The sequence below is a fragment of the Nocardioides sp. SRI_004 genome (assembly GCF_057586415.1).
This window is the reverse complement of record NZ_JBYCZV010000024.1, coordinates 1-20,822: the sequence shown is the minus strand read 5'-3', so window position 1 is coordinate 20,822 and position 20,822 is coordinate 1. Positions and strand designations below refer to the sequence as shown.

Below are 20,822 nucleotides of genomic sequence, written 5' to 3'. Positions count from 1 at the left end.
TCATGGCTGAGACCGCAGTCGAGCACCTGCACGTCGAGCTCGTCGCTGCCGACCGGACCGTGTGGTCCGGTGAGGCGGCGATGATCATCGCGCGCACGCTCGAGGGTGACATCGGCGTCCTGCGCGGTCACGCGCCGACGCTGTCGCTGCTGTCGGCCTCGGTGATCGAGATCCAGGTCGCGGGCACCAACCAGCTCGTGGTCGCCGCCGTCGACGGTGGCTTCCTGTCGGTCGCCCACGACCGGGTCTCGATCCTCGCCGAGCACGTCGAGAAGGGCGAGGACATCGAGGTGGAGCAGGCGCGGATCGACCTCGAGGAGGCGCGTCGCCTCCTCGACTCGAGCAACGAGGCGGAGCAGCGCGTGCGGCACGCCGAGGCCCGCATCCGCGCCGCAGAGAAGGTCAGCTAGCACGCAGATGGCTTGGTGGGAGTGGCTGCTCGACATCTGTGGCGCCCTCCTGCTGCTGTGTGTGCTGTACGGCGCCGGACTGATCGTCCGGCGCCGTCTGCTGTCCCGGCACGGTGGCACCTTCGAGCTGAGCCACCGCTACCGCATGGACCGGCCCGAGCGCGGCTGGGTCCTGGGCCTCGGTCGGTACTCCGACGAGACGCTCGAGTGGTTCCGCGTCTTCTCGCTGTCGCCACGCCCGAAGCAGACGTGGACCCGCGAGGAGCTCGACTACGACGGGCGGCGCGAGCCGCTGGGTGCCGAGCAGGCCTCGTTGTACCCCGACCACCTGGTCATCCGGTGCCAGTCGCCGAACGGCCTCGTGGAGCTCGCCATGAGCGTCTCGTCGCTCACGGGCTTCCAGGCGTGGCTTGAGGCCATGCCTCCCGGCACCGACTGGAACCGGGTCAAGGGTTCGTCCTAGATGGAACCCACCTGCGCTGACGTCACGTTCGGCTCCCGCACCGGACGCGCGGTACTCGCGGCGGCGACGCTCGGCAGCGCCATGGCGCTGCTCGACAGCACGGTCGTCAACGTCGCGCTCCGTCAGGTCGGTGAGGACCTCGAGGCGAGCCTCAGCGACCTGCAGTGGGTGACCAACGGCTACCTGCTCACCCTCGCCGCCCTGACCCTGCTGGGTGGCTCGCTGGGCGACCGCTTCGGCCGGCGTCGCATCTTCGTGCTCGGAGTCGTCGGCTTCGCGGTCACGTCCGCGGCGTGCGGACTGGCCCCGTCGGCGCCCTTCCTCGTGGTCGCGCGGATCGCCCAGGGGGCCGCTGCCGCCTTGTTGACCCCGGGCAGCCTCGCCATGATCCAGGGTTCCTTCGCACCGGGCGACCGGGCACGGGCGATCGGGACCTGGTCGGGCTTTGGGAGCGTGGCCGCCGCGGTGGGGCCGTTCGTGGGTGGCTGGCTCGTCGAGGCGGCCAGCTGGCGGTGGGTCTTCCTCATCAACCTGCCGGTCGCGGCGCTGGCGCTCCTGGCGGCGCGTGCCGTGCCGGAGACGCGTGACCCCGAGGCCGTGCCGGGCTTCGACACCCGGGGCGCCGTGCTCGGCGCCCTCGGCCTCGGCGGCGTCACCTACGCGCTGATCCAGTGGACGACGACCCCACCGGCAGCCGCGGTCGCGCTCGTCCTCGGCCTGCTGGCGGGCGTCGCCTTCGTCGTCGCCGAGCGGCGCAGCCCGCACCCGATGCTGCCGCTGTCGCTCTTCGGGTCGCGCCAGTTCTCCGCCGCCAACGGGATGACCCTGCTGACCTACGCCGCGCTCGGTGGCGTGCTGTTCTTCCTCGTGCTGCAGCTCCAGACCGTCGGTGGGTACGGCGCCCTCCGCGCCGGTCTCGCGACGCTGCCCATCACGGTCGCGATGGTCCTGCTGGCCGGCCGTGGGGGAGCGCTCGCCGCGCGGATCGGTCCGCGACTGCCGATGACGGTCGGGCCGCTGCTGTGCGGCGTGGGCACCTTCCTGCTCGCCCGGGTCGACAGCGACGTCGACTACTGGCTCGACGTCGCCGTGCCGCTCACGGTCTTCGGCCTCGGCCTGGCCTCGCTGGTCGCTCCGTTGACGGCGGCGGTCCTCGCCGCCGCGCCCGACCACCACGCCGGCGTCGCGTCCGGCATCAACAACGCCGTCGCCCGTGCCGGCTCACTGCTGGCCGTCGCGGCCCTGCCACTGCTGGTCGGGCTCTCGGGGGAGGACTACCAGGTGCCGAGCGAGTTCGCGCACGGCTATCGCGCGGCGATGCTGTGGTGCGCCGGCCTGCTCGTGGTCAGCGGCGTCTTCTCCTGGCTGACCATCCGCAACCCCGCCACGGTCGTCGAGTAGCCCGCGCCGCTGCTCACTCGAAGAGCCCGCGGATGTCGTCGGCACCGATCGAGGTGCTCATCGCGCCGTCGCCGTCGATCACCTGGGCGAAGAGCTCGGCCTTGCGGGCCTTGAGCTCCATGACCTTCTCCTCGATGGTGTCGCTCGCGACCAGCCGGTAGACGTGGACGTGCTTGGTCTGGCCGATCCGGTGGGCGCGGTCGACGGCCTGCGCCTCGGCGGCGGGGTTCCACCACGGGTCGAGCACGAAGACGTAGTCGGCCTCGGTCAGGGTCAGGCCGACACCGCCCGCCTTGAGCGAGATGAGGAAGACCGGGGCGGAGCCCGACCGGAACTCCTCGATGACCGCGCTCCGGTCGCGGGTCGCGCCGTCGAGGTAGGTCGTGGCGATCCCGGCGTCCTCCAGCCGTGACCGGACCCGGCGCAGGAAGGAGGTGAACTGGCTGAAGACGAGCGCGCGGTGACCCTCCGCGGTGATCTCGAGCAGGTGGTCGACGAGGACGTCGAGCTTGGCCGACCCGACCCGCTCGTGCTCCTCGTCGACCAGTGCCGGGTCGAGCGCGAGCTGGCGCAGGGTGGTCAGGGCGCTGAAGATCGCGACCCGGTTGCGGTCGAAGTCCTCGACCAGGCCGAGGATGCGCTGGCGCTCCTTCGCGAGGTGGGTGTCGTAGATCTTGCGGTGCCGGGGCGCGAGCTCGACGGGCAGCACCTGCTCCTGCTTCGGCGGCAGGTCGTCGGCGACGAGCTCCTTGGTCCGGCGCAGCAGGAACGGCTTGACCCGCGCCCGGAACCGGTCGAGGACGGCCTTGTCGGCGTCGCGCTCGATGGGGCGCACGACCTTCTCGGCGAACCGGCGCGGCCACGGGTAGAGGCCGGGCACCGTGATGGAGAGCAGCGACCAGAGCTCCATCAGCCGGTTCTCGAAGGGGGTGCCGGTGACGGCCAGCCGGAAGGGCGCCTCGAGGGTGCGCACGGCGGTGTAGGTCTTGCTCTGGTGGTTCTTGACCTGCTGGGCCTCGTCGAGGACCAGGCCCGCCCACGTGACGGCGGCGTACTCCTCCTGGGCGAGGCGGAGCAGGGTGTAGGTCGTCACGACGACGTCGGCATCGGCGGCGAGCTCCGCGACGTCGTCGGTACGACGGCTCGCGACCCGCACCCGGAGGCCGGGCGCGTGCCGGGCGGCCTCGTCGGCCCAGGCGGTCACGACGCTGGTCGGCGCGACGACGAGGAAGGGACCCTCGTCGGGCCGCTCGGACCGGGCATGCGCGATCAGCGCGAGCACCTGGAGCGTCTTGCCCAGGCCCATGTCGTCGGCGAGGATCCCGCCGAGGCCGTGCTGCCAGAGGAAGGCCAGCCACCAGAAGCCCTCGCGCTGGTAGCTGCGCAGCCGGGTGGCGAGACCCTGGGGCTCCGGACGGGGGATGTCGGTCAGGTCGCGGAGGGCCTCCGCCCGCCGGACCCACTCGGCGACCTGGCTGTCGACCAGGCCGGTCTCGGCGAGCTGCGCCCACAGGCCGAGGTCCTGGCGGCCGACGGCGATCCGCTCGCCGTCGTGGTCGTGCAGCTCGGCGGCCGCGGCGACGACCTCGCGGAGCCGGTCGAACTCGGGGCGGTCGGTGGTGACGTACATGCCGCTCGGCAGCACGAGGAACTCCAGGCCGAGCGTGAGCGCCGCGAGCACGTCCGGCAGCGGGATCGACTCGTCGGCGACCCGCACGCTCACGGCGAGGTCGAACCAGTCGGTGACCGGCTTGTCGTCGTCGGGCTCCACGACGTCGAAGCGGATCTCGGGGGCGACGTCGACCTCGCGGAAGTCGGGGCGCTCCTCCTCCACGACCCGCACGTCGGGGAGGGTGCGCAGGTGGGGGAGCTCGTGGATGGCCAGCGCGAGGGCCTCGCCGTCGGTGGCCGTGGTGGTGCCGAGCAGCTCGGGAGCGACCTGACCGACGATCTCGCGCTCGGCCGCCCGGTCCCGGACCCCGCCGAGCGGGTCGCGGCTGCCGAGCGCGCAGGTGCGGCTCCCGTCGTCGCCGTACTCCCAGGTCCAGGCCAGCCCGGCCTTGGTCGCGGTGTGCCAGGTGACCGTGAGCACCAGCGTCGGGCGCAGCGGCTCGGGCAGCTCGATGGCCGCCGTCTCCGTGCGCACCGTCAGGTGGCGCATCAGGACCGGCAGCTCGGCGCGCAGGGCGTCGGCGTCGGCGGGCGGGACCGTGAGCCCGGGCCCGTCGACGAGGTGGCGCACCGACAGCGGCATGGGGGAGTCGAGGGCGGCGATCAGCAGGTGGCCGTCGGCGTCGAGCAGGCCGACCGACGTGGCCGGGTTGCCGATCGGGATGACGTCGTCACCGCGCCACGACTGGTCGCCGAGGGTCACCGCCGCGTGCACGGCCGTGCCACCCGACGCACTGTCGGACAGCAGGACGACGACCTCCGCCTCGTCGTCGGCGACGCTGACGCCCGCGGTCCCCCTGCCGCCGAGCAGGGTGACGCCGGCGTCGCGGGCCGTGCGCAGCGCGCGCACGACCTGGCCGCCGAACTCGTCGAGCGAGGGCGCCACGCCGGCGTAGTAGTAGGAGCGGTGGCCCATCCAGAGCTGGTGCAGCGCCGCCACGGCGTCGGCCTGCGCACGGGGGAAGCCGCCGGTGACCTCGGCCGCCGCCACGTCGGACCAGTCCGCGCCGGTCTTGACCCAGGGCTTGTTGCGGCCACGCCGCAGGGGTCGCACGTGCAGCGTCCGTCCGACGCCCTGGTAGCCGCGGCGCGGCTCCTGGAGGCTGATCTCGAGGGCCAGCGGGACCTCGTCGACCGGCTCCCGGTGCTGCCGGTCGAGCTCGGTCACCACCCGTTCCAGCGTCCGTCGCCAGGTCGAGCCGATCGAGGGGATGCTCGCGGCCGGCGCGAAGCTCTGGCGCAGGGTCAGCGCGAGGGCGGCGCCGTGCTTGCACACCGACCGCACGGGGCACGTGCAGACGGTGAACAGCCAGCCCGCGTAGTCGGCCGTGGGCGCCTCGACGTGCAGCTGCACCTGGTAGGGCTCGACCCGCGAGCCCAGCACCTCGGCCGTCGCGGTGACCGACGCGGCCGACAGCATCCCGATCTCGGGCCGGCGCACGGCGCCCCGCTCGACGACCTCACGGGCGCGCGCCAGCGTCCCGGGGTCGAAGTGACGCTCCAGGAAGGTGTCGGTGAGCTGGGCGAGGACGTTCACGATCCGTCCAGAATGTCACGGGGGACCGACGTCTCCCGCATCCATCCACAGCCCCTCCCGGGGCGGGCGGATCAGTCCTCGCGGCCGCGGTCGTACCCGCGCTCGCCGCCCGGCACCCACAGCACGTCGCCGACCTCGCGGTTGGCGTGCCGGGCGAGGATGAAGAGCAGGTCGCTGAGCCGGTTGAGGTAGGTGATCGCGAGGGGGTTCATCGTCTCGGCGTGCACCGCGTGGGCGGCCCAGGCGGCCCGCTCGGCCCGTCGTACGACGGTGCGGGCGACGTGGAGCTGGGCCGCCGCGGGCGTGCCGCCGTTGAGGATGAAGGACCGGAGCTTCTCGAGGTCCTCGTTGAAGTGGTCGCACCACTGCTCGAGCCGGTCGATGGAGCCCTGCTCGATGCGCAGGGGCGGGAACTCCGGGTCGGCCACCACCGGGTTGCAGAGGTCCGCGCCCACGTCGAACATCTCGTTCTGGACGTGGGTGAGGACGGCGACGACGTGGTCGGTCAGCCCGCCGGTGGCGACCGCGACCGCGATCTGCGCGTTCGCCTCGTCGACCGTCGCGTAGGCCTCGAGCCGCAGGTCGGTCTTCGTGGTCACGCTCATGTCGCCCAAGCGGGTCTCGCCGGCGTCGCCGGTCCGGGTGTAGATGCGGGTGAGGTTGACCATGGTCGGGAGCCTACTTCTGCAACTCGCCGAAATTTTCCGGGGCTCGGTGCAACCGAATCGGGTACCCGAGCGTCATGGTGGGTAGAAGGCCGTGAGGGACGGCCCGCACGGATCTCGGGAGGCACGGATGGGCGCGACGATCAGCACCGACCTGCAGACGACCGGCGCCGTGCTCGTGCTCGCCGGGGAGCTCGACGTGCGGAGCACGGGCGAGATCCGAACCGCCCTCTACGAGCACCTCCGCGTCCACGGCTCCTACACCGACGGCCGCGTGCTGGTCGACCTGAGCGACGTGACCTCCATCGACGAGACCGCGCTCAAGGTGCTGGCTGCCGCCAGCCGCCGGGCCCGCCGCCGCGGCGGGGCCGTGGTGCTGCGCGGTGCCTGCCCCGCCGTACGCCGCATGCTCCACCTGACCCACCTGGTCCGGCTGTTCGAGCTCGAGCGGCTCCCGGTCCCCGCCTGAGCGCGATCCTCGCCGGGGACGACCAGCCCCTTCCGCGGGTGTGGCGTTGTGCACAACCACACACCGAACGGCGGTTACCAAGCGGTAGTGATCCGCCTAGTCTTCGCTCTATGAGTTCGATGCCTGACGCCTCCGCCACGCCCGAGAAGGCCTCGCACCCCAAGGACCGCCCCTGGGTGATGCGCACGTACGCCGGCCACTCGACCGCCGAGGCGTCCAACGCGCTCTACCGCACCAACCTGGCCAAGGGACAGACCGGCCTCTCGGTCGCCTTCGACCTGCCCACGCAGACCGGCTACGACCCCGACAGCCCGCTCTCGCGCGGCGAGGTCGGCAAGGTCGGCGTACCGGTGCCGCACCTGGGCGAGATGCGCAAGCTCTTCGACCAGATCCCCCTCACCGAGATGAACACCTCGATGACGATCAACGCGACCGCCATGTGGCTGCTCGCGATGTACCAGGTCGCGGCGGAGGAGCAGAACCCCGACCTGTCGCCGTCGGAGGTCGCCCACAAGCTCGCGGGCACGACCCAGAACGACATCATCAAGGAGTACCTCTCGCGCGGGACCTATGTCTTCCCGCCGGAGCACTCCCTGCGCCTCATCGGCGACATGATCGCCTACACGGTCCACGAGATCCCGAAGTGGAACCCGATCAACATCTGCAGCTACCACTTGCAGGAGGCCGGCGCGACGCCGGTGCAGGAGATCGCCTACGCGATGTGCACGGCGATCGCCGTCCTCGACCAGGTGAAGAACTCCGGTCAGGTCTCCGACGACGACTTCGAGAAGGTCGTCGGCCGGATCTCGTTCTTCGTCAACGCGGGCGTCCGGTTCGTCGAGGAGATGTGCAAGATGCGCGCCTTCGTCGAGCTGTGGGACGAGATCACCCGTGAGCGCTACGGCGTGCAGGACGAGAAGATGCGCCGCTTCCGCTACGGCGTCCAGGTCAACAGCCTCGGCCTCACGGAGGCGCAGCCGGAGAACAACGTCCAACGCATCGTGCTCGAGATGCTCGCCGTGACGCTGTCGAAGAAGGCTCGCGCCCGCGCGGTGCAGCTGCCCGCGTGGAACGAGGCGCTCGGCCTGCCGCGGCCGTGGGACCAGCAGTGGTCGCTGCGCCTCCAGCAGGTGCTGGCGTTCGAGTCCGACCTCCTCGAGTACGAGGACATCTTCGACGGCTCCCCGGTGGTCGAGGCCAAGGTCCGCGAGCTCGTGGAGGGCGCCAAGGCGGAGATCGACCGGGTGCAGGCGATGGGCGGCGCGATCGCCGCCGTCGACTCGGGCTACATGAAGCAGGAGCTGGTCTCGTCCCACGCCCGGCGCCGTGCCGCGATCGAGGCCGGCGAGGAGATCATCGTCGGCGTCAACAAGTTCGACACCACCGAGCAGAGCCCGCTGACCGCCGACCTCGACGGCGCGATCATGGTCGCCGACCCGGAGGCCGAGAAGGCCGCCCTGGCGTCCGTCGAGGCGTGGAAGGCCCAGCGCGACCAGGCCGAGGTCGACGCCGCGCTGGCCCGCCTGGCCGAGGACGCCAAGACCGGCACGAACCTGATGGCCGCCACCCTCGCCGCCGCCCGCGCGGGCGCGACCACGGGGGAGTGGGCCGGGGTGCTGCGCGAGGTGTTCGGCGAGTTCCGCGCCCCCACCGGCGTCGCCGGCGCCGTGGGCGTGGCTGAGGCCGGCGCCGAGCTGACCGCCGTCCGCGAGGCCGTGCAGCGCACCGGTGACGAGCTCGGCGGCCGCCTGCGGCTGCTGGTCGGCAAGCCCGGGCTCGACGGCCACTCGAACGGCGCCGAGCAGGTCGCCGTACGGGCGCGCGACGCCGGCTTCGAGGTCATCTACCAGGGCATCCGGCTCACCCCCGAGCAGATCGTGGCCGCCGCGGTCGCCGAGGACGTCCACTGCGTGGGCCTCTCGATCCTGTCCGGCTCGCACATGGAGCTGGTGCCGGCCGTGCTCGACGGCCTCAAGGCCGCCGGGATGGGCGACGTGCCGGTCATCGTCGGCGGGATCATCCCCGAGTCCGACGGCAAGGCGCTCCTCGAGCTGGGCGTGGCCGCGGTCTACACGCCGAAGGACTTCGGGCTGACCGAGATCATGGGCGGCATCGTCGAGGTCATCCGCAAGGCCAACGGCCTGGCGTAGCCCGGTCGTCGGGGAGGTTGCTCCGCAACCGGCCCGGAGGCGAGACGCTCAGTCGGCCGCGATCACCCGAGCCACGGACTCGGGGTCGCGGCCGACGACCGTCGTACCGTCGGCGGCGGTGATGATCGGCCGCTGGATGAGCCGCGGGTTCTCGGCGAGCAGGCGCAACCACGCCGCACGCTGGTCCGCGGCCTTCGGCGGCAGCGTGAGCTCCAGCTTCCTCGCGTCGGCGGTGCGCGCGATGTCCCAGGGCTCCAGGCCCAGCCGGCCCAGCACGTCCTCGAGCTCGGCGACCGTCGGCGGGTCGTCGAGGTAGCGACGGATCGTGTACTCGACGCCGGCGGCCCTCAGCTCGCTCTCCGCGGTGCGGCACTTGGAGCAGGCGGGGTTCAGCCAGATCTCGATCACGGCGTGACTGTAGCGACCCGCATCACCTGTGACGCCGGTCACGTCAGTTAGGTCTGCCTACCCTCATCCCTTACCCTCGTGACGTGGGCAAGGACAAGAAGAAGTCGAAGGGGAAGCAGAAGCTCCCCAAGACGAAGTGCTGCGTCTCGAAGTCGAAGTGCGGCCGCTGCCCCCTGCGCATGCTCAAGGAGGGCACCCTCCCCGACGGCTTCACCGTGAAGCGGCGCGTGCTGGTCACGACCAGTGGCAAGAAGGTCACCAAGAAGGCGCTGCAGAAGGCCGCCTGAGCCGCGACCACCGACTCTGATGGATAGGGTGGCCCGCATGGCTGCACCACGCTTCACCGACCAGCTCAACGTCCAGATCGGCAACGAGTTCGCCGCGCACAACCAGTACCTCGCGTGCGCCGTCTACTACGACGCCCTGACGATGCCGCAGCTGGCGGGCTTCTTCTACGCCCAGGCGCTGGAGGAGCGCGAGCACGCCATGATGATGGTGCAGTACCTCCTCGACACCGACGCCGACGTGGCGATCCCCGGCGTCGAGGCGCCGGTCTCCGGCTTCGCCGACATCACGGCGCCGATCTCCCTCGCCCTCGAGCAGGAGAAGCGCGTCACCGAGCAGATCTACGGCCTGCTGCGCATCGCGCGCGAGGAGAGCGACTTCGCCTCCGAGCAGTTCATGCAGTGGTTCATCAAGGAGCAGGTCGAGGAGGTCGCGACCATGAACGACCTGCTCGCCGTGGTGACCCGGAGCAAGGACGACATCAACGCGATCGAGGACTGGGTCGCCCGCGAGCAGGGAGCCGGCGCCGCCGACCCGACGGCTCCGGCCGCCGCCGGCGCCTGATCCCTACGCCTTGCGCGGATGGCGGCGCCGGTAGACCAGCACCGCCACCACGACGCCGAGCGCGAGGCCGACCAGGCCGCTGATCCCGGGCGCGCGGTCGCCCCCGATGGCCATGCCGATGCCCAGCCCGGCGGTGCAGATGACCAGGGCCAGGCTGACGACGAGCACGTTGAAGAACATCTCGCGGAAGTAGGTCCGGGAGAAGCTCTCGCCGGGCCGCGCGGAGGCCGCGGGAGCGGCGGTGGCCGCAGGTGCGGTGGCCACGGCCGGGGCCGCGGGACGCGGTGCGGCGGTCGTCGTACCGGGGGAGAGCGGGATGGCCTTGACGACCGCACTCGCCGGCAGCCGCCCGTAGATGTGCGGGAAGGTCTCCTCGACGCCCGGAGCCGGCGGCTCCTCGACGACGGGTACGTCGAGCAGGTCGGTGTCGATCTCCAGCAGCACGAGCGGCTCGGCGACATCGGCGTAGAACCGGTCGCGCACGGCCGTCCACTGGTCCGCGCGACTGGCGTGGATGAAGCCCTCCTCGGCCAGCGACCGGCCGAGCGTCGACGTGGTGTACGCGCCTAACGCCTCGGCGGCCGCCCACTCCGAGGCGAGGGCGAGGTGGAAGATCGTGGCCATGGCCGCGATCTTGCCAGCACGGCTTGGTTCGCTTCCCTACGGTGGGGTGCGATGACCGACACAACGGCAGGACCCCGGCGGCGCGGCAGGCGGAAGGCCCCGCAGCCCGGGCGCACGGTGGCGCGTGTGATCGTGGCGAGCCTGGTCAGCCTCGGGCTGGTGACCGGCGTGGGCGTGGCCCTCGTCTACGCCCACTGGAACGGCAACCTGACGGTCAAGAAGGTCGACGACCTCGTGACCGACCGACCGGACCGGTCGGGTGGCGAGGAGGTCAACATCCTGGTGATGGGCGACGACACCCGCGCGGGCAAGGGCAACAAGATCGACGGCGCCGGCGGGGGTGGCTCCGACACGACGATCCTCTTCCACCTCTCGGCCGACCGGGAGTTCGCCTACGGCATCTCGATCCCGCGCGACACGCTCGTCGACCGGCCGGAGTGCAAGAAGGAGGACGGCTCGGTCACGCCGGCCAAGGCCGACGCGATCTGGAACGAGGCCTACGCCGTCGCCGGCCCCAGCTGCACCATCCAGCAGTTCGAGAGCCTGACCGACATCCTCGTCGACAACTACGTCGTCGTCGACTTCAACGGCTTCAAGGACATGGTCGACGCGCTCGACGGCGTCGAGGTCTGCATCCCCGAGGACATCGTCGACGAGGACGCCGGCATCACCCTCAAGGCGGGCACCCGGGAGATCGAGGGAGACGAGGCGCTCAGCTACGTCCGCGTGCGCAAGGGCGTCGCCGGTGGCGACGGCACCGACCCCCAGCGGATCAAGCGCCAGCAGGCGTTCATGGCGTCGATGATCAACGAAGCACTCCGAGCCGACATGCTCGCCCGTCCCGACCAGCTGATCGGCTTCATCAACGCCACCACCAAGTCACTCACCACCGACTTCGAGAACATCGGCCAGATGGCCGACCTCGCCCGCTCCTTCCAGGGCATCGGCCTCGACAACATCTCCTTCGTCACCACCCCGTGGGTGTACTCGACCGCGCAGGAGGGCCGCGTCGAGTTGACCGACGACGTCGCGAAGCTGTGGCGTCTGGTCCGCCAGGACAAGGAGCTGACCCGCGACTTCCGCGACGACTCCATCAACGCGGCCGACGACCCCGATGGCAGCCCGTCGGCCTCCGGCAGCGCCTCCGGTACGCCGGAGGGGTCGGCCTCCGCGTCCGCCGGCGACCCGTCGACGGACGCGACCGAGGAGCCGGTCGAGGAGGAGCCGGCGTCGCCGGGGCTCTGCTAGACCCGCCACCACCTCTGCCCAGCAACACGCGGCGGAGCGCTCCGCCCGCGAGATCAGAACAGCCGGTCCTCGGCGTTGTCGAGCCCCCGCAGGGCGTCGTAGTCGACGACGGCGCAGGTGATGCCGCGGTCCTCGGCGAGCACGCGGGCCTGCGGCTTGATCTCCTGCGCGGCGAAGATGCCGCGGACCGCGCCCTTGGTGGTGAGCAGGGGGTCGCGGTTGAGCAGCTCGAGGTAGCGGGTGAGCTGCTCGACGCCGTCGATCTCGCCGCGCCGCTTGATCTCGACGGCGACGCTGAGGCCGGCCTCGTCGCGGCACATCAGGTCGACCGGCCCGATCGCGGTCGGGAACTCGCGCCGCACCAGCGTCAGCCCCGCCGACAGGGTCGCGGGGTGCTCGGCGAGGAGCTCTTGGAGGTGCTTCTCGACGCCGTCCTTCTGCAGGCCGGGGTCGATCCCGAGGTCGTGCTCGCTGTCGTGGAGGATCTCCTCGACGAGGATCCGCAGCGTGTCCGGCGTCTGGCCCTTGGGTGCCTTCGCCGTCACGGTCCACTCGACCTGGCCGTCGTCGGTCGTGCCCTCGCGCACGGTGCACGGCGGCGACATCCAGTTCAGGGGCTTGTACGAGCCGCCGTCGGAGTGCACGAGCACCGACCCGTCCGACTTCAGCATGAGCACCCGGGTCGCCATCGGGAGGTGTGCGGTCAATCGGCCTGCATAGTCCACCTGGCAGCGCGCCACGACGAGTCTCACGGGGAAGGAACATACCCTCAGCCCCGTGGAGATCGAGCCCGACCAGCCCTGGTGGCGTCCCGAGCAGGGGAGTACGACGACCTGGCTGCTCTCCGTCCGGGTGCAGCCGGGCGCGTCCCGCACCGGCGTGGCCGGTCCGACGGGCCCCGAGGGCGCCGAGCTGAAGGTCCGGCTCGCGTCGCCCCCGGTGGACGGTCGAGCCAACGAGGAGCTGGTCCGCTGGCTGGCGCGCGAGCTCGGCGTACCGCGCTCGGCCGTGACGCTGGTGCGCGGCCAGACGTCGCGGTCGAAGCAGCTGCGGATCGACACCACGAACCGGCGGAGCTGAGCACGTCGTGTGACTTCCGTCTCGATGTGTCCACATGGTTACCGACGGGTAGCCGCAGGCCCTTCGGGCTGCCAGAATCCGGCGCATGACTTCGAGCGAGCAGATCTTCAACACGCTGGTGCTCCCGTACCTGAACCACGCGGTGCGCACCTACGAGTCGGGCTACGCCTCGGTGGCCGACATCGACGCCGCGATGCGCTTCGGCTGCGGCTACCCCAAGGGCCCGCTGACCGTGGTCGACGAGATCGGCGCCGCCCAGGTCCGTGACCTCCTCGCCGCGCGCTACGCCGAGACCGGCGACCACCTGCACCAGCCGGCCGACCTGCTGGAGAAGCTCGTCGCCGAGGGGCGCACCTTCGCCGACGAGGCGGCCGCTGCCGGCGAGTCCGCCGCGCCGCAGTTCAAGCACGACATCAACCGGGTCGGCGTCGTCGGCACCGGCACGATGGCGTCCGGCATCGTCCAGGTCTTCGCCCAGGCCGGCTACGACGTCGTCTACGTCGGCCGCACCCAGGAGAAGCTCGACGGCGTCATCGGCTACATCACCAAGAACCTCGACCGGGCCATCGCCAAGGGCAAGGGCACCGAGGCGGACAAGGACGCGCTGCTCGGCCGCCTGACCGGGGCCGTCGAGCGCGAGGCGCTGGGCGACGTCGACATCGTCATCGAGGCCATCGCCGAGGACCTCGAGATCAAGCTCGAGCTGTTCCGCGACCTCGACAAGATCGTCAAGCCGGGCGCGATCCTCGCGACCACGACGTCGTCGCTGCCGATCACCAAGCTCGGCGAGGCCACCGGCCGCCCGCAGGACGTCATCGGCATGCACTTCTTCAACCCGGCCCCCGTGATGAAGCTCGTCGAGATCATCACCACCGCCGACACCTCCGCCGACGTCGACGAGACCGTCCGCGCGCTGACCGCCAATGTCGGCAAGGTCGGCGTCTCGGCCGGCGACCGCTCGGGCTTCATCGTCAACCTGCTCCTCTTCCCCTACCTCAACGACGCCATCAAGCTGGCCGAGGGTGGCGAGGAGCTGGCCACGATCGACGCCGCGATCAAGGAGACGGCCGCCTTCCCGATGGGCCCGTTCGAGCTGCTCGACGTGGTCGGCAACGACGTGTCGCTGGCGATCCAGAAGGAGCTGTACGGCGAGTTCGGCGAGCCCGGCTTCGCCCCCGCGAAGACGCTCGAGGACAAGGTCGCGGCCGGCGAGCTCGGTCGCAAGACCGGCAAGGGCTTCCACGACTACTCCTGATGGTGCGGGCGCGTCTCCGGCGCGTTGATGGGGGCAGCAAGCTGCCGTCGCGCGCCTCCAGCCGCGCTGCCGCACTGGCTGCTGATGCCGCCACGCCCGCCCGATAGGGTCGGCGCATGACGCTTCACCACACGGCTCTCGGTTCCACCGGGAGCCGTGTGGTCTTTCTCCACGGCCTCTTCGGCCAGGGCAAGAACTGGACCGGGATCGCCAAGCAGCTCGCCGAGAAGCACCGCGTGCTGCTGCTCGACCTCCCGCATCACGGCCGCTCGTCATGGCCCGAGCGCTTCGACTTCGCCGAGTCGGCCCGGCTGGTCGCGGAGGCGATCACCGCGCACGGTGGTGACGAGCCGGTGACCCTCGTCGGCCACTCGCTCGGCGGCAAGGTCGCCATGGTCCTGGCCCTGCTGCACCGCGAGCGCGTCGAGCGCCTCTGCGTCGCCGACATCTCGCCGGTGCGCTACGACGAGAGCCGGGAGTTCCCGGGCTACATCGAGGCGATGCGCGGCATGGACCTCGCCCAGGTCGTGCACCGCTCCGACGCCGAGCGCCTGCTGGAGCCGGCGGTGCCGGACCCCGTCGTGCGCTCGTTCCTGCTGCAGAACCTGCGCCGCGACCCCGAGGCCGCGTCGGGCTGGAGCTGGCAGGCCAACCTCGACGTGCTCGACCGTGACCTCGGGGTCATCAGCGACTGGCCGGAGGAGGAGCTGGCCGGCGCGGCGCCGTACGACGGACCGGTGCTGTGGCTCGCCGGAGGCCGGTCGAGCTACGTCCAGCCCGCGTACGACGCCGCGATGGACCGCTGGTTCCCGCGCAACCGCAAGGTGACCCTGAAGGACACCGGCCACTGGCTGCACTCGGAGCGCCCCGAGCTCTTCCTCGAGGTGCTCAAGCGGTTCCTGGGGGACTGAGCGGGGCGCTCACCAGATCGACTCGGCGTACTCCGGGTGGTCGATGAAGGGGTTCCGGTTGCCCTGGTAGCTGCCGTAGATGAGGTTGTTGCGCGCCCGCTCGGCCGCCGACACGGGGTCGGCCGCGTGCCAGGCCAGCAGCACCGAGATCTTGCCGAGATAGGCGGTCGACCCGTTGATGCTGTCGTTGAGCTCGAGGTCGGCGAAGCCGTCGCCGCCCTCGTAGCGCACGGCCATGTACATCAGTCCGCGGGCGACGTCGCCCTTGACCGAGTCGCGCGGCTCGAACGAGTCGGCGTCGGAGAAGCAGTCGGGACACTGGGCGACCGCGGAGCCGCCGTTGTCGAAGTCCTTGTTGCCGCGGGTGGAGTTGACCGTGACGTCCTCGGGCCGCAGGTGGTGGAGGTCGGTTCCGGGACCGTTGCTCGTGCCGAAGCCCCCGTGGCTCTGCGGCCAGGTGTGCTCGCGGTTCCAGTCGTCGGGGTCGCCGCCGTTGGTGGTCTTGGCGATCGAGCGCCCGGAGTAGAACTCGATCACGTTGCTGGAGTTGTTCGGGTCGGCGTCGGTGACCTTCAGCGCCTCCCAGACCTGGGCGTAGGTCAGTGTCGTGTGCCCGTCGATGATCCCGTGCAGCGCGGTCGCCAGCGCGGCGCCGCTCTTGCCGGCAGCGGGGTCGTAGTAGCCCGCGGGGATCGAGGGGTCGGTGCCGCCGCCCCCGCCTCCGCCGCTGCCGACGACGGCGAACGCGGTGCCGTCCTTCAGGCCGGGATGCGAGAAGTACGCCGCCAGCGTGCCGGTGACGTCGATCTGCTTGCCCATGAGCGAGGGGTTCGACCGCAGCCCGAAGGACGCGCGGAAGGCCGACGGGATCTGCACGTAGACCATCTGGCTGGTCGAGGTCGTGCCGGGGGAGTCCGCGAGCGCGAGCGCGTAGTCGTTGGGGAAGCCGCTGGTGACGACGGTCGAGGTCGCGGTCGGCTGCCCGACGACGTACCCGCGGACCGTCGCGACGGACGAGTTCTGGGTGGCGATCGCCTGCGTCACGGTGATCGGCGTCGCCGCGGCGGCCGTGTCCGGTCGCGGGGCGACGAGCAGCAGGGACGAGAGGAGGAGGGTGAGGACGAGCGCGCCCAGAGGGCGTCGTCGCATCCCGAGCATGCGAGTCATGGGCAGATCCTGCCCCGCGCGGGCCGGCCCGGCCAGACCCCCGGCCGAGATGTCACACGGACGTCACTCGCCGGCCTCCTCCGCCTCCGCCTGCCGGGCACGGTACGCCGCGACCGCGTTGCGGTTGCCGCACGTGACCGAGCAGAAGCGGCGGGAGCGGTTGCGGGACAGGTCGAGCACGATGCCCTCGCAGGCCTCGTCGGCGCAGATCGCGAGCCGGGACATCTCGTCGGCGCGGATCACGTCGATCATCGCCATCGCGGTCTCGACGACGATCCGCTCGGCGAGGGGACGGTCCGGTGCGATCGCGTGCAGGTGCCAGTCCAGGCCGTCGTGGCGCTGGAGCTGGGGGAGCGCCTGCGCGTCCCGGAGCATCTCGTTGACGATCCGCACGGCCTCGTCGCGGTGTGCCGTCAGCACCGCCCGCAGGCGGGGGACGATGGCGTGCACCTCGTCGACCTCGGCCTGGTCGCCGTCGTGGCGACCGGTGTAGCCGAAGTCGGCGAAGAAGTCGTCGAGCTCCTCGGGCGTCCTCAGCCCGACCGGCTCCAGCTCGGAGTTGACGAGCGTGACCGCGGCCTGGAGCGATGCGGCGGTGTCATGGGTGAAAACCACTTTGACAGGTTACCGCAGTCAAGGCTACCGTCATGAGTCATGACGACCTTGACTCGTGACACGCCGGTGGTGGCCCGCCGGGACGCCGGGACCGGCCTGCTGCTCGCGATCGTCTCGGCCGCCACCTTCGGCATGTCCGGTGCGCTCGCGCGCCCCCTGCTCGACAGCGGCTGGACCGCCGGCGGGGTCGTCCTGCTCCGGATCGCCGTCGGCGCCCTCGCCGTGCTGCCCTTCGGCGTCGCCGCGATGCGGGGCCGCTGGCACCTGCTCGGGAAGGCGCTGCCGACGGTCGTCCTCTACGGCATCCTGGCCGTCGCGGGCGCCCAGTTCTGCTACTTCTCCGCCGTGCAGACGATGGAGGTCGGCCCGGCCCTGCTCATCGAGTACACCGCGCCCGCCGCAGTCGTCGTGTGGATGTGGGCCGCCCACGGCCAGCGTCCCGGCCGGCTCACGGTCGTCGGCGCCGCCGTCGCCGCGCTCGGCCTGCTGCTGGTGCTCGACCTCTTCTCCGGCGCCGACTTCGACGTCCGCGGCGCTGCCTGGGCGCTCGGCGCGATGGTCGGCGCGGCGGCGTACTTCGTCATCTCGGCCGACGACCGCAGCGGCCTGCCGCCCATGGCCCTGGCGACCGGAGGGTTGATCGTCGGCGGTGCCTTCCTGGGCCTGATCGGCCTGCTCGGGCTGATGCCGGTGCGGACCGCCTCCGCCCACGTCGAGTACGCCGGCCTCGTGGTCGCGCCCTGGGTCGCGATCCTCGCGCTCGGCCTCGTCACGGCCGCGCTCGCCTACGGCACCGGCATCGCGGCGAGCCGCCGGCTCGGCTCGCGGCTCGCGTCCTTCGTCGCGCTGAGCGAGGTCGTCCTCGCGGTCCTGTGGGCCTGGGCGCTGCTGGGCCAGCTGCCCGGACCGGTCCAGTTCGCGGGCGGGGCGCTGATCCTGGTCGGCGTCGTCGGGGTCAAGCTGGGGGAGCGGACTGTCGAGCACGAGGAGCCCGTGCTCGCCTGACCGACGCGCGCCCGCTGCGCAGGGCCAGGTCGATGAGCACGCTCGTCGACGCCGCCCACACGCACCACAGCGAGATCACGGCGTTCTGCTGGAGCCACGCCAGCAACGAGACGACGAGCAGGTTGCCGATCCCGAACCACCGCAGCTCCGGGCTGCGCGCGAACAGGCTCGGTCCGCAGGTCGCCAGGACGTACGCGGCCAGCACGACGCCGGACCACGCCACCCCCGGGTGGTAGGCGATGTGGTGGCCGTCGATGTGGCGGCCGACCGGCTCGAAGCCGATCGCGAACAGCCCGGCGCCGGCGGCGGCGAGGCCGGAGGCGAGGAAGAGCCGGTCGAGGACCGGGCGGTTCGTCGTACCCAGGCGCAGGAAGGCGTAGGGAACCAGCACCGGAACGACGACCAGCGCGATCGCCACGTAGGTCCACGCCGCGAGGTCGGCCGCCGGCGTGGACACGTGGCCCTCGAGGTTCCACCACACCAATGTCTCGACCAGCTGGTGCGCGCCGAAGACCAGGGGCAGCAGCCCCAGCGCGAGCTGGTCGCGGGTGCGTACCTGCCGCAGCGTGTCGACCCCGATGCCGGTCACGACCAGGCCGGCGGCCAGGTCCATCTCCGCCGAGAAGCACATGCCGGGTCCTCCTAGCGAAGATCCTGCCTCTTGACGACGACCTCGCGCACGACCAGCAGCACCGCGGCGGCCGCCGGGATCGCGAGCAGTGCGCCGACGACGCCCAGCAGGGCGGTGCCGACGAGGGCGGCGATCACGATCACGGCGCCCGGCAGGTCGACCGACTTGCTCATCACCCGCGGGTAGATCACGTAGTTCTCGACCTGCTGGTAGACCACGTAGAAGACGACGCAGATGATGCCGGTCTTCACGTCGGTCGCGAACGCGATCGCGCAGACGATGACCGCGCCCAGGGTGGCGCCGATCATCGGGATGACGTCGAGCACCGCAACCACGAAGGCCAGCGCGACGGCGTACTTGCCGATGGGTGTGAACCAGAGGAAGACGAGTGAGGTCAGCCCGGCGCACAGGGCCACGAGGAAGGCGCCGGAGACGTAGCCGCCGATGTTGGCGATCACCTTGTCGCCGAGCTTGGCCACCCGGTCGCGGCGCGAGGCCGGGGCGAGGTTGTACATCGCGCCCGTGGTCGTCTTGAGGGAGGCGAGGAAGTACAGCGTCAGCACGACGATGACGAAGAGGTTGAACAGCGCCGACACGATCTTGAGGCCGAAGCCGAGCGCACCGCCGAACAGCGCGGAGACGAAGTTCTCGTCGGTGATCTTCGCCTTGATCTTGTCGATGATGTCGTACTCGTGGTTGAGCTCCTGGATCCGCTTGTTCTTCTGCAGCTCGTCCAGCCAGCCGGGGGCGCTCTTCGTGATCGACTGCACCTGGTCGGTGATCACCGGGACGATCGCGACCACGAACAGCGCCACGGTCGCCAGCGCGATGACGATCACCAGCGTCACGGCGAACGAGCGCCGCAGGTTGTGGCGCTCGAGGAACTCGACCGACGGGTTCAGCCCCGCGGCGAGGAAGAAGGACACGACGACGAGCATCAGCACCGAGCCGATGCCGGCGACGGCCTGGAACAGCCAGAACGCCGACAGGGCGCCCAGGGCACCCACGAAGCCGTAGTAGAACGGCGAGCGCCGGTCGAACGGCTCACCCATCGTGCCGTACGGCGCCTCGGGGTCGTTCGGCGCCGGGGCGGCGGGGTCGATCCCGCCGTGCTCGCTCACCCCGTCGACGGCGCTGGTCGCGTCGTCGACGGGGTCAGCGGCGACATCGTCGCTTCGGCTCAACTGTCGTCCTCGCCGAAGCCGGCGACCAGGTCGGCGAGCGAGGACAGCTGGGCGGTGATGGCGGCGCGGCGCTTGGTGAGCCGGTCGAGCTCGGCCCGGCGGGCCGAGATCTCACGCTCGACCTCGGAGTTGCCCGAGGCGGTGACCGCCTCGGCCTGGGCGCGGGCGGAGGCCACGATCTGCTCGGCCTCGCGGCGGGCCCGGAGGAGGGCGGCCTCGGCCTCCGACTGTGCCGCGGCGCGGTTCTCGGTCGCCTGCTTGCTGGCCTCGGCAGCACGCGCCTCGGCCGCGTTGGCCCGCTGCTCGGCCTCCTCGACCAGGCGGCGGGTCTCGGCGACCGCGCTGTTGTGGTGGTCGGTCGCCTCGCGGGCGAGCCGCTCCTTCTCCACGGCCAGCGCCCGGCGGGCCTCCTGGACCTCGCGGTCGACCGCGGCGCGGGCCTGCTCGACCTCGCGCTGGGCCTGGCTGCGCTGCTCGGAGACCTCCTGCTGGGCGGCGAGGCGCAGCTGGTCGGCCTCGCGCCTGGCCGAGGCGAGCACGTCGGCCGCCTCGCTCTTCGCCAGCGCCCGCTCCTGCTCGGCGTCGGTGAGCAGGCGGGTGCGGTTCTCCTCCAGCTCGCGCAGCTGGACGGCGCGCATGTCGTCGGCCTCGCGGGCCGCCTCGGCGCGGATCGCCTTGGCGTCGCGGGTGGCCTGCTCGCGGATCTCGAGCGCGTCGGACTCGGCGACCGTGCGGATCTCGGCGGCCTCCTCCTCGGCGAGACGGAGCATCGCGCTGGCCCGCCCGCCGAGCCCGGCGTACGACGGGTTGTCGGTCTCCGCGAGCTCGGCGCGCACCTTCGCGAGCTCCTGCTCGAGCTCGATGACCCGCTGCTCGGACTCGGTCAGGCTGGCGCCGAGCGTGGCCTTCTCGCTGGACAGCTGCCGGATCTGGGCGTCGACCGCGTCCCGGTCGTAGCCGCCCTTGCGGACGATCGGCAGGCCGCCGGACGGGGCGGTGAAGCCGACCGGGCGGGGCGAGGCCGCCTGCGACGCGGCGCCGCGCGGCGCGCCGGACGGACGGGGCGACGTCGCCGCCTG

At 71.6% G+C, this 20,822-nt stretch carries 22 protein-coding genes; 12 read left to right on the top strand and 10 right to left on the bottom strand.

Going from position 1 to position 20,822, the window contains the following annotated elements; translation table 11 throughout:
* The first annotated feature begins 2 nt into the window (after nt 1-2).
* The 3 genes from AC2YHB_RS23755 to AC2YHB_RS23745 are packed head-to-tail and all read left to right on the top strand — an operon-like array spanning nt 3 to nt 2,274.
* Entirely contained in the window at nt 3-410 is a 408-nt protein-coding gene (locus AC2YHB_RS23755; protein ID WP_036542117.1) for a F0F1 ATP synthase subunit epsilon, read from the top strand.
* A 7-nt stretch (nt 411-417) separates the two neighbouring features.
* The gene (locus tag AC2YHB_RS23750) at nt 418-873 is read left to right on the top strand and encodes a DUF2550 domain-containing protein (protein ID WP_036542119.1); all 456 of its coding nucleotides are present in this window, start codon (nt 418-420) and stop codon (nt 871-873) included.
* A complete protein-coding gene (locus AC2YHB_RS23745; protein ID WP_487354731.1) occupies nt 874-2,274 on the top strand; it encodes an MFS transporter in 1,401 nt (466 codons plus the stop codon).
* A gap of 13 nt (nt 2,275-2,287) precedes the next feature.
* Here the strand turns inward: AC2YHB_RS23745 and AC2YHB_RS23740 are convergent, their stop codons facing one another.
* Together AC2YHB_RS23740 and AC2YHB_RS23735 are read right to left on the bottom strand one after the other, a co-directional pair.
* Nucleotides 2,288-5,482 (bottom strand): DEAD/DEAH box helicase, encoded by a 3,195-nt coding sequence (locus AC2YHB_RS23740; RefSeq protein ID WP_487354730.1) that lies wholly within the window; start codon nt 5,480-5,482, stop codon nt 2,288-2,290.
* A 71-nt stretch (nt 5,483-5,553) separates the two neighbouring features.
* Complete coding sequence (locus tag AC2YHB_RS23735) at nt 5,554-6,150, bottom strand: cob(I)yrinic acid a,c-diamide adenosyltransferase (protein WP_487354729.1); 597 nt, start codon at nt 6,148-6,150, stop codon at nt 5,554-5,556.
* Between the two features lie 127 nt (nt 6,151-6,277).
* Between AC2YHB_RS23735 and AC2YHB_RS23730 the strand changes: the two genes are divergently transcribed.
* Both AC2YHB_RS23730 and AC2YHB_RS23725 read left to right on the top strand, forming a co-directional pair.
* Nucleotides 6,278-6,616 (top strand): STAS domain-containing protein, encoded by a 339-nt coding sequence (locus tag AC2YHB_RS23730; protein WP_051931712.1) that lies wholly within the window; start codon nt 6,278-6,280, stop codon nt 6,614-6,616.
* Between the two features lie 119 nt (nt 6,617-6,735).
* Complete coding sequence (locus AC2YHB_RS23725; protein WP_051931714.1) at nt 6,736-8,766, top strand: protein meaA; 2,031 nt, start codon at nt 6,736-6,738, stop codon at nt 8,764-8,766.
* 48 nt (nt 8,767-8,814) lie between these two features.
* Here the strand turns inward: AC2YHB_RS23725 and AC2YHB_RS23720 are convergent, their stop codons facing one another.
* Complete coding sequence (locus AC2YHB_RS23720; RefSeq protein WP_487354728.1) at nt 8,815-9,174, bottom strand: ArsC/Spx/MgsR family protein; 360 nt, start codon at nt 9,172-9,174, stop codon at nt 8,815-8,817.
* Between the two features lie 83 nt (nt 9,175-9,257).
* Between AC2YHB_RS23720 and AC2YHB_RS23715 the strand changes: the two genes are divergently transcribed.
* Together AC2YHB_RS23715 and AC2YHB_RS23710 are read left to right on the top strand one after the other, a co-directional pair.
* Complete coding sequence (locus AC2YHB_RS23715) at nt 9,258-9,461, top strand: hypothetical protein (protein ID WP_036542127.1); 204 nt, start codon at nt 9,258-9,260, stop codon at nt 9,459-9,461.
* A 37-nt stretch (nt 9,462-9,498) separates the two neighbouring features.
* Entirely contained in the window at nt 9,499-10,023 is a 525-nt protein-coding gene (locus AC2YHB_RS23710) for a ferritin (protein WP_036542129.1), read from the top strand.
* 3 nt (nt 10,024-10,026) lie between these two features.
* Here AC2YHB_RS23710 and AC2YHB_RS23705 read toward each other — a convergent pair whose 3' ends face one another.
* Nucleotides 10,027-10,647, bottom strand: coding sequence for a DUF952 domain-containing protein (locus AC2YHB_RS23705; protein WP_487354727.1), 621 nt, complete (start codon nt 10,645-10,647; stop codon nt 10,027-10,029).
* Between the two features lie 126 nt (nt 10,648-10,773).
* On the opposite strand from AC2YHB_RS23705, the gene AC2YHB_RS23700 reads away from it, so the two are divergent.
* The gene (locus AC2YHB_RS23700) at nt 10,774-11,895 is read left to right on the top strand and encodes an LCP family protein (RefSeq protein WP_308645635.1); all 1,122 of its coding nucleotides are present in this window, start codon (nt 10,774-10,776) and stop codon (nt 11,893-11,895) included.
* A gap of 53 nt (nt 11,896-11,948) precedes the next feature.
* On the opposite strand, the gene nucS is transcribed toward AC2YHB_RS23700, so the two are convergent.
* Complete coding sequence (gene nucS / locus AC2YHB_RS23695) at nt 11,949-12,647, bottom strand: endonuclease NucS (RefSeq protein WP_036542132.1); 699 nt, start codon at nt 12,645-12,647, stop codon at nt 11,949-11,951.
* Between the two features lie 25 nt (nt 12,648-12,672).
* Here nucS and AC2YHB_RS23690 point away from each other — a divergent pair, with 25 nt between their 5' ends.
* From AC2YHB_RS23690 to AC2YHB_RS23680, 3 genes are all read left to right on the top strand, one after another.
* Nucleotides 12,673-12,975 (top strand): DUF167 domain-containing protein, encoded by a 303-nt coding sequence (locus tag AC2YHB_RS23690; RefSeq protein WP_308645636.1) that lies wholly within the window; start codon nt 12,673-12,675, stop codon nt 12,973-12,975.
* 85 nt (nt 12,976-13,060) lie between these two features.
* Nucleotides 13,061-14,230, top strand: coding sequence for a 3-hydroxyacyl-CoA dehydrogenase family protein (locus tag AC2YHB_RS23685; protein ID WP_179650696.1), 1,170 nt, complete (start codon nt 13,061-13,063; stop codon nt 14,228-14,230).
* 116 nt (nt 14,231-14,346) lie between these two features.
* Nucleotides 14,347-15,141, top strand: coding sequence for an alpha/beta fold hydrolase (locus AC2YHB_RS23680; protein WP_487354726.1), 795 nt, complete (start codon nt 14,347-14,349; stop codon nt 15,139-15,141).
* A 9-nt stretch (nt 15,142-15,150) separates the two neighbouring features.
* Here the strand turns inward: AC2YHB_RS23680 and AC2YHB_RS23675 are convergent, their stop codons facing one another.
* Entirely contained in the window at nt 15,151-16,308 is a 1,158-nt protein-coding gene (locus AC2YHB_RS23675; RefSeq protein ID WP_487354725.1) for an endonuclease, read from the bottom strand.
* A gap of 63 nt (nt 16,309-16,371) precedes the next feature.
* A complete protein-coding gene (locus tag AC2YHB_RS23670) occupies nt 16,372-16,923 on the bottom strand; it encodes a CGNR zinc finger domain-containing protein (protein WP_487354724.1) in 552 nt (183 codons plus the stop codon).
* Between the two features lie 39 nt (nt 16,924-16,962).
* Here AC2YHB_RS23670 and AC2YHB_RS23665 point away from each other — a divergent pair, with 39 nt between their 5' ends.
* Nucleotides 16,963-17,928, top strand: a complete 966-nt coding sequence (locus AC2YHB_RS23665) for an EamA family transporter (RefSeq protein ID WP_487354723.1) — start codon at nt 16,963-16,965, stop codon at nt 17,926-17,928.
* On the opposite strand, the gene AC2YHB_RS23660 is transcribed toward AC2YHB_RS23665, so the two are convergent.
* The 3 genes from AC2YHB_RS23660 to AC2YHB_RS23650 form a co-directional block, all read right to left on the bottom strand.
* Complete coding sequence (locus AC2YHB_RS23660; protein WP_487354722.1) at nt 17,879-18,559, bottom strand: DUF6629 family protein; 681 nt, start codon at nt 18,557-18,559, stop codon at nt 17,879-17,881. The two genes, AC2YHB_RS23665 and AC2YHB_RS23660, sit on opposite strands and share 50 nt — an antisense overlap.
* 11 nt (nt 18,560-18,570) lie before the next feature.
* On the bottom strand, nt 18,571-19,743 hold the full coding sequence (locus tag AC2YHB_RS23655; protein WP_487354721.1) for an AI-2E family transporter: 1,173 nt from the start codon (nt 19,741-19,743) through the stop codon (nt 18,571-18,573).
* Nucleotides 19,740-20,822 (bottom strand): hypothetical protein (locus AC2YHB_RS23650; protein ID WP_487354720.1); only part of this gene is annotated, 1,083 nt, incomplete at its 5' end. The genes AC2YHB_RS23655 and AC2YHB_RS23650, both read right to left, overlap by 4 nt.

Coding starts and splice junctions, on each gene's coding strand:
- AC2YHB_RS23660 (WP_487354722.1), bottom strand. CDS start 18,559: ATGTGCTTCTCGGCGGAGATGGACCTGGCCGCCGGCCTGGTCGTGACC.
- AC2YHB_RS23685 (WP_179650696.1), top strand. CDS start 13,061: ATGACTTCGAGCGAGCAGATCTTCAACACGCTGGTGCTCCCGTACCTG.
- AC2YHB_RS23665 (WP_487354723.1), top strand. CDS start 16,963: ATGACGACCTTGACTCGTGACACGCCGGTGGTGGCCCGCCGGGACGCC.
- AC2YHB_RS23675 (WP_487354725.1), bottom strand. CDS start 16,308: ATGACTCGCATGCTCGGGATGCGACGACGCCCTCTGGGCGCGCTCGTC.
- AC2YHB_RS23710 (WP_036542129.1), top strand. CDS start 9,499: ATGGCTGCACCACGCTTCACCGACCAGCTCAACGTCCAGATCGGCAAC.
- AC2YHB_RS23705 (WP_487354727.1), bottom strand. CDS start 10,647: ATGGCCACGATCTTCCACCTCGCCCTCGCCTCGGAGTGGGCGGCCGCC.
- AC2YHB_RS23750 (WP_036542119.1), top strand. CDS start 418: ATGGCTTGGTGGGAGTGGCTGCTCGACATCTGTGGCGCCCTCCTGCTG.
- AC2YHB_RS23725 (WP_051931714.1), top strand. CDS start 6,736: ATGCCTGACGCCTCCGCCACGCCCGAGAAGGCCTCGCACCCCAAGGAC.
- AC2YHB_RS23745 (WP_487354731.1), top strand. CDS start 874: ATGGAACCCACCTGCGCTGACGTCACGTTCGGCTCCCGCACCGGACGC.
- AC2YHB_RS23730 (WP_051931712.1), top strand. CDS start 6,278: ATGGGCGCGACGATCAGCACCGACCTGCAGACGACCGGCGCCGTGCTC.
- AC2YHB_RS23735 (WP_487354729.1), bottom strand. CDS start 6,150: ATGGTCAACCTCACCCGCATCTACACCCGGACCGGCGACGCCGGCGAG.
- AC2YHB_RS23680 (WP_487354726.1), top strand. CDS start 14,347: ATGACGCTTCACCACACGGCTCTCGGTTCCACCGGGAGCCGTGTGGTC.
- AC2YHB_RS23755 (WP_036542117.1), top strand. CDS start 3: ATGGCTGAGACCGCAGTCGAGCACCTGCACGTCGAGCTCGTCGCTGCC.